The 15691-nt window shown below is 67.3% G+C and carries 13 protein-coding genes; 7 read left to right on the top strand and 6 right to left on the bottom strand.

Annotated elements, in window-relative coordinates:
* Positions 1–45: 45 nt before the first annotated feature.
* From D6850_RS10635 to guaA, 3 genes are read right to left on the bottom strand one after another with little or no spacing between them, the layout of a single operon-like run.
* A complete protein-coding gene (locus D6850_RS10635; RefSeq protein WP_121166584.1) occupies positions 46–936 on the bottom strand; it encodes a DMT family transporter in 891 nt (296 codons plus the stop codon).
* A 60-nt stretch (positions 937–996) separates the two neighbouring features.
* Complete coding sequence (locus D6850_RS10640; protein ID WP_147438891.1) at positions 997–1881, bottom strand: class I SAM-dependent methyltransferase; 885 nt, start codon at positions 1879–1881, stop codon at positions 997–999.
* Between the two features lie 37 nt (positions 1882–1918).
* A complete protein-coding gene (gene guaA, locus D6850_RS10645; protein ID WP_121166588.1) occupies positions 1919–3481 on the bottom strand; it encodes a glutamine-hydrolyzing GMP synthase in 1563 nt (520 codons plus the stop codon).
* A gap of 165 nt (positions 3482–3646) precedes the next feature.
* On the opposite strand from guaA, the gene D6850_RS10650 reads away from it, so the two are divergent.
* Positions 3647–5191 (top strand): trimethylamine methyltransferase family protein, encoded by a 1545-nt coding sequence (locus D6850_RS10650; RefSeq protein ID WP_121166946.1) that lies wholly within the window; start codon positions 3647–3649, stop codon positions 5189–5191.
* A gap of 45 nt (positions 5192–5236) precedes the next feature.
* On the opposite strand, the gene D6850_RS10655 is transcribed toward D6850_RS10650, so the two are convergent.
* Positions 5237–5536, bottom strand: coding sequence for a DUF6477 family protein (locus D6850_RS10655; RefSeq protein WP_121166590.1), 300 nt, complete (start codon positions 5534–5536; stop codon positions 5237–5239).
* Between the two features lie 291 nt (positions 5537–5827).
* On the opposite strand from D6850_RS10655, the gene D6850_RS10660 reads away from it, so the two are divergent.
* The 6 genes from D6850_RS10660 (at position 5828) to cls (ending at position 12538) form a co-directional block, all read left to right on the top strand.
* Positions 5828–6928 carry a DUF6456 domain-containing protein gene (locus D6850_RS10660; RefSeq protein WP_121166592.1) on the top strand — a complete coding sequence of 367 codons (1101 nt, stop codon included), beginning with the start codon at positions 5828–5830 and terminating at the stop codon, positions 6926–6928.
* 170 nt (positions 6929–7098) lie between these two features.
* Complete coding sequence (locus D6850_RS10665) at positions 7099–7743, top strand: paraquat-inducible protein A (RefSeq protein ID WP_121166948.1); 645 nt, start codon at positions 7099–7101, stop codon at positions 7741–7743.
* A complete protein-coding gene (locus D6850_RS10670; RefSeq protein WP_245964153.1) occupies positions 7722–8393 on the top strand; it encodes a paraquat-inducible protein A in 672 nt (223 codons plus the stop codon). Before D6850_RS10665 ends, D6850_RS10670 begins: the two co-directional genes overlap by 22 nt.
* Positions 8383–10476, top strand: a complete 2094-nt coding sequence (locus D6850_RS10675; protein WP_121166596.1) for an MlaD family protein — start codon at positions 8383–8385, stop codon at positions 10474–10476. Before D6850_RS10670 ends, D6850_RS10675 begins: the two co-directional genes overlap by 11 nt.
* Before the next feature lie 4 nt (positions 10477–10480).
* Positions 10481–11044, top strand: a complete 564-nt coding sequence (locus tag D6850_RS10680) for a PqiC family protein (RefSeq protein WP_121166598.1) — start codon at positions 10481–10483, stop codon at positions 11042–11044.
* Positions 11045–11107: 63 nt separating this feature from the next.
* Positions 11108–12538: a cardiolipin synthase gene (gene cls / locus D6850_RS10685; RefSeq protein WP_121166600.1), complete on the top strand. Its 1431-nt coding sequence runs from the start codon at positions 11108–11110 to the stop codon at positions 12536–12538.
* 82 nt (positions 12539–12620) lie between these two features.
* Here cls and D6850_RS10690 read toward each other — a convergent pair whose 3' ends face one another.
* Both D6850_RS10690 and katG read right to left on the bottom strand, forming a co-directional pair.
* On the bottom strand, positions 12621–13346 hold the full coding sequence (locus tag D6850_RS10690) for a VIT1/CCC1 transporter family protein (RefSeq protein ID WP_121166602.1): 726 nt from the start codon (positions 13344–13346) through the stop codon (positions 12621–12623).
* Between the two features lie 107 nt (positions 13347–13453).
* Positions 13454–15643: a catalase/peroxidase HPI gene (gene katG, locus D6850_RS10695; protein WP_121166604.1), complete on the bottom strand. Its 2190-nt coding sequence runs from the start codon at positions 15641–15643 to the stop codon at positions 13454–13456.
* Positions 15644–15691: the final 48 nt, after the last annotated feature.

The raw sequence follows: 15691 nt of genomic DNA on the forward strand, positions 1-15691 counted from the left end.
CGGCAGGCGCGATGCGAAAAAGTCACAGCGCAGCCTGTGGTTGAGTCACCGCGCCACCGCGCGCCGGGCGCGGGTTTCGTGGTAGATGTTCGCGTAATTGGCGCCGAAGATGATCAACGCGCCGATCAGCACGTAGGCGTCCACCGGCTCTGCGTAGAACAGCAGCCCGACGACGGCGATCAGGGGCAGGCGCGCGAAATCGATCGGCAACACCACCGCCGCCGGGGCGAGCGACAGCGCCTTGGTCAGGCACAGATGCGCCGCCAGCCCGCAAAACCCGATCACCGCCAGCCACGGCAGCGACGCGGCCGAAGGCAGCGCAATATCCCCGTCGAACCCCGCGCAGACGAGGCCGAAGAGGGTCTGCAACACGGTCATGTAGATCAGGATCGAAGTCAGCGTCTCGGTCCGCGTCAGAAGGCGCGTGAAGACGGCCGTGAAGGCAAAGCCGACAGCGGCGGCGGCGGCCGCCAGAACGCCGATATCGAGCGCGCCGGCGCCGGGGCGCGTCACGATCAGGATGCCGATGAACCCGGCGAAGGCCGCCAGCGCGCGCATCCGCGTGAGCCGTTCTCCGAGAATCAGCGACGCGAGCAGAAGCGCCCAGAGCGGCCCGGTGAATTCAAGCGCGAAGACCTGCGCCAGCGGTATCATCGTGATCGCGAGGAACCACAGGTTCTGCCCGGTGAAATGGCAGACGTTGCGAATGAGATGCAGCCCGATCCGCCGCGGGCGCACCTGGTAGAGCGTTCCCGTCAATGACCCGGCGACCAGCATGATGATCACGCCCACCACGCTGCGGTAGAGCATGATCTCGAACGTATCGAGCTCGAAGCTGACCGCCCGCCCGGCCACCGCCATCAGCGAGAAGGCGATGATCGAACCGGCCATCCACACGGCCGCGCGCAGGATGGCGGCAGGGTCGCTCTGCATCATGGTTGCAGGCGCGGCCGATTGCGAGGGTTGAGACGGCGTTTCATGCGGAACGTGATGATTTCAGTAAGTCAGCTTTCGCAGGGCGCGCCGGAACAGCCACCATGGACGAAAGACGTGAAAGGCCGCCTTCTGCATGGGCGAAAAATCCTCGGGGAAGGTGCGCAGGTAGCGCGGAATGATCTGGAGGTCGTCCACGGACAAAGGCAGATAGTGCCAGTTGTGCAGCCTGCCTTCGGAAGTGCACATGACGGTGCCGTCAAAGGCGACGAAGAAAACCTGCCGCCCGGATTCGCCCACCAGTTCGGGGAGCGTGGGCCGCTCGTCGCCCAGGACCTTCCCGGCCAGGTCGTCCCGGACGGCGATCAGGTTGGTCAGCGTGACCGCGACGGTCGTGTATCCCTTATCCTTGGCGAGATCGTCGAGCGCGCGCACGCCGTTGCCGTGCTTGACCGAGAAGTCGCGCGGCTGGATATAGGCCACTTCGACCGGGATCGAGGGGTTCAACTCGACGACGACGATCTTCGGGCGGAAGCGTTTCAGGCTGTCCCAGATGTGATAGTCGCACCCGTCCACGTCCACGGACAGAAGGTCGAAATCCTCCGGGATGTCGGTGCGCCCGAGGATCGCGTCGAGGCTGTTTTCCCCTTCGAAATGGACGAATTGGCAGACCTTGACCACGTCGTCCGAAGGGATGTTGCGACACAGCTCCTCATAGCGGGTGCGGTCGCCCTCGATCAGCACCGCGCGCCAGTCGTGATTCGCGATCAGGTTGTAGGTGTTCGACAGGTGCTTGCCGTCCCATGCGCCGAATTCGACGCACCATTTCGGGCGATCCTCGCCGTCGATCTCCAGCCGCTTGAGGATCTCGGCGATGACCCCGTCCTCGCCGAACTGGGAATGGACGTTGCGGGCGTAACCTGCGAGCGGGGGCGGTGCTGCGTTCATTGCTTCTTCCATCGTTTTCCTCCGGGGGCGGGCGGTTTCATTCCCACTCGATCGTGCCGGGCGGTTTGCTGGTAATGTCATAGGTGACGCGGTTGATCCCGCGCACCTCGTTGATGATGCGCGTCGCGGTTTCGCCCAGGAAGTCGTGGCTGAACGGGTAGAAATCCGCCGTCATGCCGTCCACGCTCGTCACGGCGCGCAGGGCGCAGGCGAAATCATAGGTGCGGCTGTCGCCCATCACACCCACGGTGCGCACCGGCAGGATGGCGACGAAGGCCTGCCAGATCTCGTCATAGAGGCCGTGCTTGCGGATCTGGTCGATATAGACAGCGTCGGCGCGGCGCAGGATGTCCAGCTTCTCGCGGGTGATCTCTCCGGGGCAGCGGATGGCGAGACCGGGGCCGGGGAAGGGGTGGCGTCCGATGAAGCTGTCCGGCAGGCCAAGCTCGCGCCCCAGCGCGCGCACCTCGTCCTTGAAGAGCTCGCGCAGCGGTTCCAGCAGTTTCAGCCCCATCTTCTCGGGCAGGCCGCCGACGTTGTGGTGGCTCTTGATGGTGACGCTGGGGCCGCCGGCGAAACTCACGCTCTCGATCACGTCCGGATAAAGCGTGCCCTGCGCGAGAAAGGCCGCGCCCTCGATCGTGTCGGCATGTTTCTGGAACACGTCGATGAACAGGCGGCCAATGGTTTTTCTCTTGGTCTCCGGGTCGCTTACGCCATCGAGTTCATCGAGGAACAGATCCGCCTCATCGGCGTGGATCAGCGGGATGTTGTAATGGTCCCGGAACATGGTGACGACTTCTTCGGCCTCGTTATGGCGCAGCAGGCCGTGATCGACGAAGACGCAGGTGAGCTGCTCGCCGATGGCCTCGTGGATCAGCACCGCGGCGACCGAGGAATCCACCCCGCCGGAGAGACCGCAGATCACCTTTGCGTCGCCCACCTGCTCGCGGATGCGCGCGATCGCCTCGTCGCGGTAGGCGGCCATCGTCCAGTCGCCGGTAAAGCCCGCGCGTTTCACGAAATTCTGCAACAGCGTCCGGCCGTTCGGCGTGTGGTGCACCTCGGGATGGAACTGCACCGCGTAGAAATCGCGCTCGAGATCGGCTAGCACCGCAAACGGCGCGCCGGGCGAGGTGGCGTAGACCCTGAAGCCGGGCGCAAGACGCGCGACGTGGTCGCCGTGGCTCATCCAGACCTGTTCGCGCGGGTCGAGGAACCAGCCGGTCAGCAGCTCGATCCGCTCCTCGGCGGGGACGACATGGGCGCGCCCGAACTCGGCCGTGCCGTCGCCGCGATGGACCTCGCCGCCCAGCATCTGCATCATCACCTGCTGGCCATAGCAAATACCCAGCACCGGCACGCCCATCTCGAAGAGGCGCGCGGGCGGGCGCGGCGAGTCGGCGTCAAGCACGCTGCACGGCCCCCCCGAGAGGATCACCGCGCGCGGCGCGAACTCGGTCAGGAACCCCTCGCTCACCGACTGGTAGGGGTGGATTTCGCAATAGACGTCGAGCTCGCGCAGGCGGCGCGCGATCAGCTGCGTCACCTGGCTGCCGAAATCGATGATCAGGAGGCGGTCGTGCGATGTCTCGGTCATGAACGCCTAGTAGGGCGCGGGGCGGCCCAAGGCAAGAGGCGCGGCGATGTCGCTTTCTCACCGCAAGCGCCGGATACACGCCGTGGCGGGACGCGGGCGTCGGATACCTTTGATGGATCATGACGCTCGGAAACGGGCGCACAACCGGACATAGGGTAAATGGACATGGCCGAAGCAGCAGCACGACGCAGGGCAAGGGGCGGCGGCGGCGCCGCGCGGCGCGCGGAGCGCACCGCCGTCAGCGTCGAGACCGCGAAATACATCGAGCGCAACATCCCGCTCTACGAGCCTCTGAACGAAGAGACGCTCGAGATCATCGAGGCCAACGCCGAGACCGTGCTGGCCGAGGTGGGCGTCAATTTCGTCAACAACCCCGCCGCGCTCGACCGCTGGCGGGACGCCGGCGCCGAGATCGACGGAGAGCGCGTGCGCATCCCCCGCGGCCTTGCCCGCAAGCTCTGCGAAACCGCGCCATCGCGCATCCTCCAGCACGCGCGCAATCCCGAACGCAATGTCGAGATCGGGGGCGACACGCTCGTCTGCGCGCCGGTCTACGGCCCGCCTTTCGTGCGCGACATGGATGGCGGGCGGCGCTACGCGACGATGGAGGATTTCCACAAGTTCGTAAAGCTCGGCTACATGTCGAAATGGCTGCACCACTCGGGCGGCACGGTCTGCGAGCCGACCGACGTGCCCGTCAACAAGCGCCACCTCGACATGCTGCTTGCGCACATGACCCTGTCGGACAAGCCCTTCATGGGTTCGGTCACCGAACCCAGCCGCGCGCAGGACAGCGTCGAGATGTGCGAGATCCTCTTCGGCCGCGAATTCGTGCAGGAAAACACGGTGATGACCTCGCTCATCAACGTCAACTCCCCGCTGACTTTCGATGACGTCATGATGGGCGCGCTCGAGGTCTATGCGCGCAACAACCAGGCCTGCATCATCTCGCCCTTCATCGTCGGCGGCGCGATGGCGCCCACCTCGGTCGTCGGCACGCTGACGCAGGTGCTGGCCGAGGTGCTGGCCGGCATCGCCTACAGCCAGCTGATCCGCCCCGGCGCGCCGGTGATCTTCGGCGCCTTCGTGACCTCGATCGACATGAACTCGGGCGCGCCCACCTTCGGCACGCCCGAGGCGAGCCTGATCCTCTACGGCGCGGGGCAACTGGCGCGGCGCATGGGATTGCCCTACCGCTCGGGCGGGGGGCTGTGCGGTTCCAAGCTGCCCGATGCGCAGGCGGGTTACGAGGCGGCGCATACCCATAACGCGGTGCTGCTGGGGGGCGTGAACTTCATGCTGCACGCCTGCGGCTGGCTCGAGGGCGGGCTGGTCTCGAGCTTCGAGAAATTCGTGATGGACGCCGACCAGCTCGGCGTGCTGCACCACATGGCGCGCGGGGTTGCGGCGGACGAGAACGGCCAGGCGATGGACGCCATCCGCGAGGTCGGTCCCGGCGGGCATTACCTGGGCTGCGCGCATACGCAGGCGAATTTCAAGACCGCCTTCTGGCGCACCGACCTGCTCGATTACAAGCCCTACGAGACATGGGAGGAAGAAGGCGCGCGCGACACGATGACCCTCGCCAACCTGCGCATGCGCCGACTGCTGGACAGCTACCAGCAGCCCGCGCTCGATCCGGCCATCGCCGAGGCGCTGGACGACTACGTCGCGCGCAAGAAGGCCTCGATGCCGGACGCCTTCATCTGATCGGGACGACCTGACCGGGCCAGCGGCGGCGCCGATGGCCCGGCGTCATTTGACCGTGCTGGGACGGGCGGCCTGCAGGATGCGGGCCTCGCCCATCATCGCGATGAGGATATCGACGTGACGCGCCGCCGAGTAGGCGGCGCTTCCGCCCTGGCGCTGCTCCTCGAGCGTCGCTTCCATTTCCACGAGGCCGATCAGCGCGGCGCCGCTGCGGGGCAGGGGACCATGACCGAGATGGCGGCGCAGATGCGCCTCGCGGCGATACTCTGCCGCGCCGATGCGCGCGGCGCGGATCAGGATGCGGGGGCGGCGCAGGGACGCGAGCATGTTCATTACGTCTTTCATGATGTTCTCCCGAATGTGGCGTATCGAAGTTACACAACTCATGCGGGTGTTGCGTTTTTCAAAAGATCAGCGAACGCCCTGATTCAACTTTGTTTACTATCTGGCAACGATTGTTGACGAGTTCGAAACGATTAACGAACCGGTAACAATTGCTCGCATAGGTTGCGTTCGCTGCTGTGGATAAGTCTGTGGATCGTCTTGGGGCGCCCACGGATCTGGATTGGGAAAACAAGACGGGCATGCCTGCCGATGGCGGGCCAGGCGCCGCGCTCGCTTTCGAAAGGGTAGCAGATGAGCCACTATTTTGCCTCGATCAGGGGCGCCGAGAGCGTTCCGCCTTGGGTGCCGGAATCGGCGTTGCTCTACCTGCTGCACACCGAAACCGGGCACTCCATTCGCGCGCTTGCGCGCGAAACGGGGGTCCATGCCTCGACAGTCCTGCGGCGCATCCGCCAGTTCGAAATCCGCCGTGACGACGATCTCGTCGACGCAGCCCTGCGCGGGCTGGGGCGGCGGCTGGACCCTGCCGAGCCTGCCGGTTCTCCACTCAAGGAGACCAGGATGACCGACGCTGCCAACGATCTTTCCGAAGTGACCGACCGCCAGTTGAAGCAGGATGGCCTGCGCGTGCTGCGCCGGCTATGTGAAACCGGGGCGCTGCTCGCCGTTTCCGCGCAGATGGACAAGGCCGTCGTGGTGCGCGACGACGAAACCGGCGCCCCGACGCGCACCGCCGTGGTCGAGCGCCAGATCGCCGAGGCGATGGCGCTCAAGGGATGGATCGCCTGCGACGCGCCGGGCCGGATATCGCGCTATCACATTACCCGCGCGGGACGCGCCGCGGTCGGGGCCATGCTGGCCGAGGCGGAAAACCGCGCCTCCGGCTTCGCCGACGCGCAGGCAGTGTTCGTTCACGAAACGAGCGCAGACGACGCGGGCCCGCGCCGCGTGCGCTATGGCGTGGCCGAATCGCCGCTCAGCGCGCTGGCGCGCCGACGCGACCGCGACGGAAGCCGCTTCGTGACCGAAGACATGGTGCGCGCAGGCGAGCGGCTGCGCGAGGATTTCGAACTCGCCCGGCTTGGACCGCGCGCGATGCAGGACTGGGACCGGTTCCTGACGGGCGCCGAACGGACCTGTCCCGGCGCGCAGGAAGGCCCCGCGGGCGGCGCCGACGCGGCCCGCCGGAGGGTGGAGAACGCGCTGCGCGATCTCGGTCCCGGCCTTGGCGACATCGCCCTGCGCTGCTGCTGCCACCTCGAGGGATTGGAGCGCGCGGAGAAACGGCTCGGCTGGTCGGCGCGCTCGGGCAAGGTAGTGCTGCGCATCGCGCTGCAACGGCTCAAGCATCACTACGACATGCTGGGCGACGCCGGCGGACTGATCGGCTAGCGGCGCCCGCACCGGCGCGATTCAGGCAGGGACTCCGCTTTCGGATCAGGATAGACGGCCATCATCGGACAGGCGGAGAAACCGGAGGACGCGCGCGACCTGTTTTGATATTCAGGGACATGCCGGGGTTCGCAGGTATGGAGCCCGGCCGTGCTGCCGGGGGCCGGAAGATGACTGAAACAGGCGCGTCGACGACGCCGACAAGAGAGCAGGACGCTCTTGGCGATCTGATCGTCTGCCCGTCCTGCGACCTCGTCTATACCGTGCCGGATGTCGGCCCGCGCGAACGCGCGGTCTGCCTGCGCTGCCGCCGGGTGCTGATCGCGCCGCGGCGCAAGGCCGGCAAGCAGCTGATCGCGCTGGCGCTCACGGTGCTGATCCTGATCGTCGCGGCCTCGATTTTTCCGTTTCTCGCCATCGACGCGGGCGGGCTGCACCACAAGGCCTCGATCCTCGACACGGCGCTGGCCTTCCACGGCATGCTGTCGGTGCTGTCGGTGGCGGTGCTGTTCTTCATCGTGGTGATCCCGATGCTGCGGCTCTGCCTGCTGATCTACGTTCTCGTTCCGCTTATCCGCGACCGCCCGCCCGCCCCCCTCTCGCGCGAGGCGTTCGCCCTATCCGAGGCGCTGGTGCCCTGGTCGATGGCCGAGATATTCGCCATCGGCTGCGCCGTCGCGCTGGTCAAGCTGAGCGATCTCGCCGACGTGGTCTATGGGCCCGCCGCCTGGATGTTCGCCGTTCTGGTGGTGCTGGTGGTGGCCACCGACCGTCTCATGTGCAGGTATTCGATATGGAAATCGCTGGAGAGCTGAGAACCGCCCGCGAGATGGGCCTGGTCGGCTGCACGCAATGCATGCGCGCGGTGGCGGGCGACGCGACGCGCTGCCCGCGCTGCGGCGCGCGGGTGCAGTCGCGCGACCCGGTGTCGCTTCAGAAGGTCTGGGCGTGGTGGCTGATGGGTCTGGGCTTTTACATCCCGGCCAACATCTACCCTATGCTTGAAACGCGCACGCTGGTGCATACCCAGAGCAACACCATCGTCGGCGGCGCGGTGGAGCTGGCGCAGCATGGCAACTGGGGCGTGGCGATCATCATCCTGATCGCCAGCGTGCTGATCCCGGTGGCCAAGTTCGTGCTGCTGGCGGGGCTCGCGATCGGCGTGCGGTTCGGCCCGGCGGCGCCCGAGCGGCAGCGCTACGTGGTTTACGAGATCGTCGAGTATATCGGGCGCTGGTCCATGATCGACGTCTTCGTGGTTGCGATCCTGTCGTCGCTGGTGCAGTTACAGGCTCTTGCGTCCATAACGCCGGGACGGGCCAGCCTGTTCTTCGCCCTGTCGGTGATCTTCACCATGCTGTCGGCGCAGGGGTTCGACAGCCGTCTGCTCTGGGACGCGCGCAGCCCGCGGCGCGGCGCCGGGCCGGCGCCGGCAAGCGAAAGGAACCTCTTGCGTGGCGAATGAAAACGCAAAGCCGCCCCGCCCGCCGGTCGAACCGGCCCGCAAGCGCGGGTTCGGGCGCATCTCCTTCGTCTGGATCGTGCCGCTGATCGCGCTGCTGGTGGTTCTCGCGGTCGCCTGGCGCTCCTATGCCGAGCGCGGGCCGGTGATCGAGGTGAGCTTCGAGGAGGCCGCGGGGATCAAGGCGGGCGCCACAGAACTGCGCTACCGCGACGTGGCCGTGGGGCTGGTCGAAAGCGTGGGCTTCACCGAATCGCTTGACCGGGTGCTGGTCAGGATCCGCGTGGACAAGGACGTCGCCCCCTTCATCGACTCCGGCGCGCGGTTCTGGGTGGTGCGCCCGCAGATCACCACCCAAGGGGTGAGCGGGCTCGACACGGTGCTGTCCGGCGTCTTCATCGAGGGGCTCTGGGACCAGGAGAAAGACGCGCCGCAGGGCCGTTTTGACGGGCTGGCCGACGCGCCGCTCGACCGGCCGGGCGCGGGTGGTTTGCATCTTACGCTGCGCGCCGCCGGCAAGGCGTCGCTGACCGAGAACACGCCGATCCTCTACCGCGGCGTGAAGGTCGGGCGCATCGGCAAGCCCGAGATATCCCGCGACGGCGCAACCGCGCAGGCTGTCGCGCTGATCGAATCGCCGCATGACCGGCTGATCACCACCGCGACGCGGTTCTGGGACGCGTCCGGCTTTTCGTTCTCCTTCGGACCCAAGGGCGCGGCGATCGATTTCTCCTCGGTCGCCTCTTTGGTGTCGGGCGGGATCACCTTCGACACGATGGTTTCGGGCGGCGTGCCGGTCGAACAGGATGCGATCTTTACCGTCTACCCCGAGGAATCGGCGGCCCGCGTCAGCGTCTTCGCGGCGGATGACAGCGAAGTCCTGACGCTGTCGGTTGTCTTCACCGAGAACATCGCAGGTCTCTCGAGCGAGGCCCCGGTCGAATTGAACGGGCTGCGCGTGGGCGAGGTGACGGCGGTGAACGCGCGCATCGACCCCGAGGCGTTCGGCGACGACCGCGTGCGCCTGGTCGCCACGCTCAACATCCTGCCCGGGCGGCTCGGGCTCGACGATGCGGCAGGGGCGCAGGATGCGCTCGACTACCTTGGATCGCGGGTGGAGGAGGGGCTGCGCGCCCGTCTGGCCACCGCGTCGATCCTGACCGGCGGGCTCAAGATCGAACTGGTGGACGCCCCCGACGCGCCGCCCGCCACGATCACCGAGGGCGAAGACGGCGCCCATTACATGCCCACCACCAAGAGCGACATCGCCGATGTGTCGGCCACCGCCCAAGGCGTGTTCGAGCGGATCAACGCGCTCCCCATCGAAGAGGTGATGATCTCGGCCACCGAACTCTTCGAGGAGGCCCGCGCGCTCATCGCCAGCGACGACGTGCGCGCCGTGCCCGGCACGCTCAATGGCCTGCTGGGCGACGCGCGCAAGGTGGTCGGCTCGGACGAGGTGCAGGCGCTGCCTGCGCAGCTGGCCGCGCTGGTGGACGATCTGAACGCGACCGTGGACGCCTTAAACGAGGCGGCCCTCATCGAGCGGCTGACCGCGGCGGTGGATGACGCTGCGGAAGCGGCGAAGGGGGTGAACTCCGCGGTGGAGGGCGTGCCGGAGCTGGTCGGGCGGCTGAACGCCGTCGCCGCGAAGGCGCAGTCGGTGAAGATCAACGAGATGGCGGATGAACTGACCGCCCTGATCAGGACCGCCGACGCGCTTCTGGGCAGCGACGACGCCAAGGCTCTGCCGGGCGAGTTGAACGGCGCGCTGGCCGAGTTGCGCTCGGTCCTGAAGCAGCTTCGCGAGGGCGGCGTGGTGGAGAATGCGACCGCGGCGCTGGACTCCGCGAGCAATGCCGCCGATGCTGTCGCCGAGGCCGGGCGCGACCTGCCCGAACTGATCGTCCGGGCGCGCGGCGTGCTGAACGAGGCGAGCGCGACGTTGAAGGGCTACCAGGCCGAAAACGGTCTTGGCCGTGACGCGCGCGCCGCGCTGATCGAGGTTCAGAAGGCCGCCAAGGCGGTCGCGTCGCTGGCCCGCGCGATCGAACGGAACCCGAATTCGCTACTGACAGGACGCTGATTTCATGACGAAGACTGCCATCTTCACGCTTTCCATCGCCGCGCTTGGCCTTGCCGCCTGCGGCGCGCCCGAGCAACGCGTCGCCGTACCCCGCGCCAAGGTCGCCGCGCAACAGCCCATCGCCTACCGCTCGGTGGCGCTGCGCGAGGTGTCGCTGCCCAGCTACGCGAACTCCGAGGAAGTGTTCGTCGCAGACGAGACCGGGATGCTCAACAGCCGTTCGGGCGTGCTTTGGGCGGATGATCCGACCCGCGCCATCACGCTCGAGATCGCGCGCTACCTCGCGGAGATCAGCGGCGCGCAAGTGGCCTCGGAGCCTTGGCCGTTCCAGGATTATCCGCAGGCGACGGTCGAGGTCAGGATCGAGGAAATGGTCGCGCGCAGCACTGGCGTGTTCAACCTGGCGGGCCAGTATTTCGTCGCCCCCGAATCGGGGCGCGACCGGGCGAGACTGTTCGACCTCAGCGTTCCGCTGCCGCCTGACGCAGAGCCTGGCGACATGGCGGACGCGCGCGGGCAGGCGGTGCGCGCCCTGGCGCTCGAGATCGCGCGCAACGGGCTGCGCTAGGGCGGCGTTCCGGGATGCAATGATGGGTCCGGCAATGACAGGCGGCGACAGACCGGGGCGGCCATGAACCTGCTGATCGCCGCGCACGGGCTGATCGTGCTGACCTTCACGCTACGTATCCTCCTGCGCGATGAACTGTCGCCGCCCGCGCGGATGGCCTGGTTCGTCGTCCTGATCAGCCTGCCGGTGTTCGGCAGCGTGATCTACGTGTTCTTCGGCGAGGTGAAGCTCAGCCGACAGGAGCGGCGCCATCACGAGGCGGCTTTCGCGCAGATCCGCGCCAGAGCCGCCCGCTTCATGGGCCGGCCCGCTGATGTGGACGCCCTGATCGCCGAACCCTATCGGCCCGCGTTCCGCTATGCCGCGTCGATCAACGGGTTTCATGCGGTTCACGGCAATACCGCGGACCTGATGGCCGACGCCGCGCAGACGACGGCGCGGATGATCGCCGACATCGACGCCGCGCAGGATCACGTTCACGTGCTCTACTACATCTGGCTCGAGGACGGGACCGGAACCGCCCTCGCCGAGGCGCTGATCCGCGCCGCGCGCCGCGGCGTCACCTGCCGGGCGATGGCGGATGCCCTTGGGTCGCGCAGGCTGCTGAAATCGCCGCTCTGGCGGCGGATGGCCGATGCGGGCGTGCAACTGGCCGTCGCGCTGCCGCTGAACCGGCCGCTGCGCACCATCCTGACCAGCCGGCTCGACCTGCGCAACCACCGCAAGATCACGGTCATCGACGGGCGGATCACCTATTGCGGCAGCCGCAATTCGGCCGATCCGGAATTCCGGGTCAAGGCGAAATACGCCCCCTGGGTCGACATCATGCTGCGGTTTGAAGGGCCGGTCGTCGCGCAGAACCAGCTTCTGTTTGCGAGCGACTGGATGCAGACCACGGGCGAAACGCTCGACCGGTTCAGCCTCTCGGCCACGCCCGCCCAAAACGGCTTTGCCGCGCTCGTCGTCGGCGACGGCCCGCTTGAGCGCAACGGCTCCACCCCACAGCTCTTTTCCAGCCTGATTGCAGCGGCGCGCCGTTCGGTCACCATATCGACTCCCTATTTCGTGCCCGACACCACGATTCTCGAAACCCTCGCCGCCGCGGCGCATCGCGGCGTCGCGGTCACGCTGGTCTTCCCTGCGCGCAATGACAGCTGGATTGTCGCCGCGGCCAGCCGCAGCCATTACCGCCGGCTGCTCGGGGCGGGCTGCGTGATCCATGAATTCCGCGACGGGCTGCTGCACGCCAAGACGCTGACCATTGACGGCCGCGTCGCGCTGATCGGGTCGTCCAACCTCGACCTGCGCAGCTTCGATTTGAACTACGAGAACAACATCCTGCTTCAGGACGAAACCGTCACCGCCGCCATCGCCGAAAGGCAGGCGGATTACATCGCGCGCTCAGGCAAAGTGACGCTCTCGCAGGTCAACGCGTGGCCGGCGTATCAGCGGATCTGGAACAACGTCATCGCGACCGTCGGCCCGATCCTGTGAACGCGCGCCGGGGCGGCGTCAGTGCGGATGCAGGTCACGGTGTCAGGGTATGAAGGCGGCGAAGAAGACCAGCCGCCACGTCCTAACCGCCCACGATCGCCCCCACGGCAAAGGCCACGAGCGCGCAGACCGCGCCCACGAGCACCGTCTCGCCCACCGTGCGCCAGAGCCGTTCGCCCGTCGCGCTCCATCGCAGCAGGCCAAGCGCGGTCAGCGCCGCGAAGGTCGCCCCGACCGACAGGTAGAAGGTGCCCTGCGTGGCGTCGCGCAGGAAATAGGGCACGAGCGGCACCGCCCCGAAGAGCACGAACGATCCGAAGGTGAAAAGCCCGTTCTTCCAGGGACTCTCCCCTGCCGGGTCCTGCATGCCGAATTCGTAGGTCATCATCAGGTCGGCCATGATCGGCGGATGCCGCGCGAGGATCCCGGCCAGCGTGTCCGCCTCGCCCGCGGGGAGGCCGCGCTGACGCAGGATCATGAACAGTTCGACCTGCTCCTGCTCGGGGTTGACGGCGATCTCGCGCAGTTCGCTCTGGCGGCGCGCGCGGTAGAGGTCGTGCTGCGAGCGCAGCGACAGGAATTCGCCCAAGCCCATGCTCGTCGCGTCGGCAAAGAGGTTGGCGAGCCCGAACAGCAGCACCGCCAGCCCGCCGATCTGCGCCACGCCCTCGGCGGACGCCCCGGCGAAGCCCGCGACGATGGCGAAGGTCGTGACGATCCCGTCATTGCCGCCATAGACGATCTGCTTGAGAAATTCCTGAGTGTGGCTGAGGTGATGCGCCTCGCGCCGGTGCGCCCGCCAGTCCATCCTGCGCCCTCCCTTGCGGGGGCGAGCGTAGAATGCTCGCGGGGCAAGATCCACCTGCCAGTGCAGGCCGCCGGGGCGCGTGGGCTCGCCCGCCCCGGCGGCGCTGCTCAGGCCAGGTCGAAGCGGTCGGCGGTCATCACCTTGCACCAGGCGCGGACGAAATCCCGCGCGAAGCGCGGCCCTGCGTCGTCCTGCCCATAGACCTCCGCGATCGAGCGCAGCTGCGCGTTCGAGCCGAAGACCAGATCGGCGCGCGTGCCGGTCCATTTCACCTCGCCGGTCTTGCGGTCTCGGCCCTCGAACTCGGTCTTGCCCTCGTTGGTCGAGGCCCAGCCGATGTTCATGTCCAGAAGGTTGGTGAAGAAATCGTTGCTGAGCGTGCCGACGCGATCCGTCAGCACCCCGTGCGCGGCGCCGCCCGTATTCGCGCCCAGCACCCGCAACCCGCCCACCAGCGCGGTCATCTCCGGCGCGCTGAGGCCCATGAGCTGCGCGCGGTCCACCAGCAGCTTCTCCGCGGGCATCGACATCGGAACCTTCATGTAGTTGCGGAACCCGTCAACCACGGGTTCGAGCACCTCGAAGCTGTCCGCGTCGGTCTGCTCGGCGCTGGCGTCGGTGCGTCCCGGATGGAAGGGCACGTCGATGTCATGGCCGCCGTCTCGCGCGGCCTTCTCGATCGCCGCCGCGCCGCCCAGCACGATCAGGTCGGCGAGCGACACGCGCTTGCCGCCCGATTGGGCGCTGTTGAACGTCTCTTGCAGTTCCTCCAGCTTGCCCAGCACGCGGGCGAGTCGTTCGGGCTCGTTCACCTCCCAGTCCTTCTGCGGCGCGAGGCGGATGCGCGCGCCGTTCGCCCCGCCGCGGAAATCCGAGCCGCGATAGGTCGAGGCCGACGCCCAGGCGGTCGCGACCAGTTCGGACACGGTGAGGCCGGAATCGAGGATGTTGGACTTCAGCGCCGAGATGTCGGCGTCGTCGATCAGCTCGTGATCGACCGCCGGGACCGGGTCCTGCCAGATCAGGTCCTCCTGGGGCACGTCGGGGCCAAGGTAGCGCGCTTTCGGCCCCATGTCGCGATGGGTGAGCTTGAACCACGCGCGCGAGAACGCCTCGGCGAACGCCTCGGGATCGCCGTGGAACCGGCGCGCGATCGGCTCGAACCCCTCGTCGAATTTCAGCGCGAGGTCGGCGGTGGTCATCATGGGCGGGTATTTCTTCGACGGATCATGCGCGTCCTCGACCATGTGCTCGGGCGGGCAGTCCCTGGGCGTCCATTGCTGCGCGCCCGCCGGGCTGCGGGTCAGTTCCCAGTCGTTGCCGAACAGCACGTCGAAATAGCCCATGTCCCAGGTGGTCGGATTCGGCTTCCATGCGCCCTCGATCCCCGAGGTGGTGGCGTGCGGGCCGACGCCGCTTTCATGGCTGTTCTTCCAGCCAAGGCCCATGTCCTCGATCTCGCCGGCCTCGGGTTCGGGGCCGAGATAGATCGGATCGCCCGCGCCATGCGCCTTGCCGAAGGTGTGCCCGCCCGCGATCAGCGCGACGGTCTCCTCGTCGGTGACGCCCATGCGGGTGAAGGTCTCGCGGATGTCATGTCCCGAGGCGACGGGATCGGGATTGCCGTCGGGTCCCTCGGGGTTGACGTAGATCAGGCCCATCTGCACCGCGGCGAGCGGGTTCTCCAACTCGCGGTCGCCGGAATAGCGGCTCCCCTTGCCTCCCGACGGGGCGAGCCATTCGCCCTCGGCCCCCCAGTAGACGTCTTCCTCGGGGGCGTAGATGTCGACCCGCCCGCCGCCGAAGCCGAAAACGCGCCCGCCCATCGATTCGATGGCGCAGTTGCCGGCGAGGATCATCAGGTCCCCCCAGCTCAGCGCGTTGCCGTATTTCTTCTTCACCGGCCAGAGCAGGCGGCGCGCCTTGTCGAGATTGCCGTTGTCGGGCCAGGAATTGAGCGGCGCGAAACGCTGGTTGCCGGTGCTGGCCCCGCCGCGCCCGTCGGCGGTGCGGTAGGTGCCCGCGCTGTGCCAGGCCATGCGGATGAAGAGCGGCCCGTAATGGCCGTAATCGGCGGGCCACCAGTCCTGGCTATCGGTCATCAGGGCGAACAGGTCCGACTTGACCGCCTCGAGGTCGAGCCGCGCGAATTCGGCCCGGTAGTCGAAATCATCGCCCAGCGGGTCGGGGGATTTGCCGTGCTGGTGCAGCACCCCGATGTTGAGCTGTTCAGGCCACCAGTCGCGGTTTGTCACCGGCTTCTGGCTGCCGAAGGGGCATTTGATATCGCCGTCCATGTCTATTCCTCCCGTTGGCGCGTTCTTTTGCGGGAAATGAGACACTTT

Origin of the sequence: Roseovarius spongiae (assembly GCF_003651245.1) — a bacterium.
Taxonomy (GTDB): Bacteria; Pseudomonadota; Alphaproteobacteria; order Rhodobacterales; family Rhodobacteraceae; genus Roseovarius; species Roseovarius spongiae.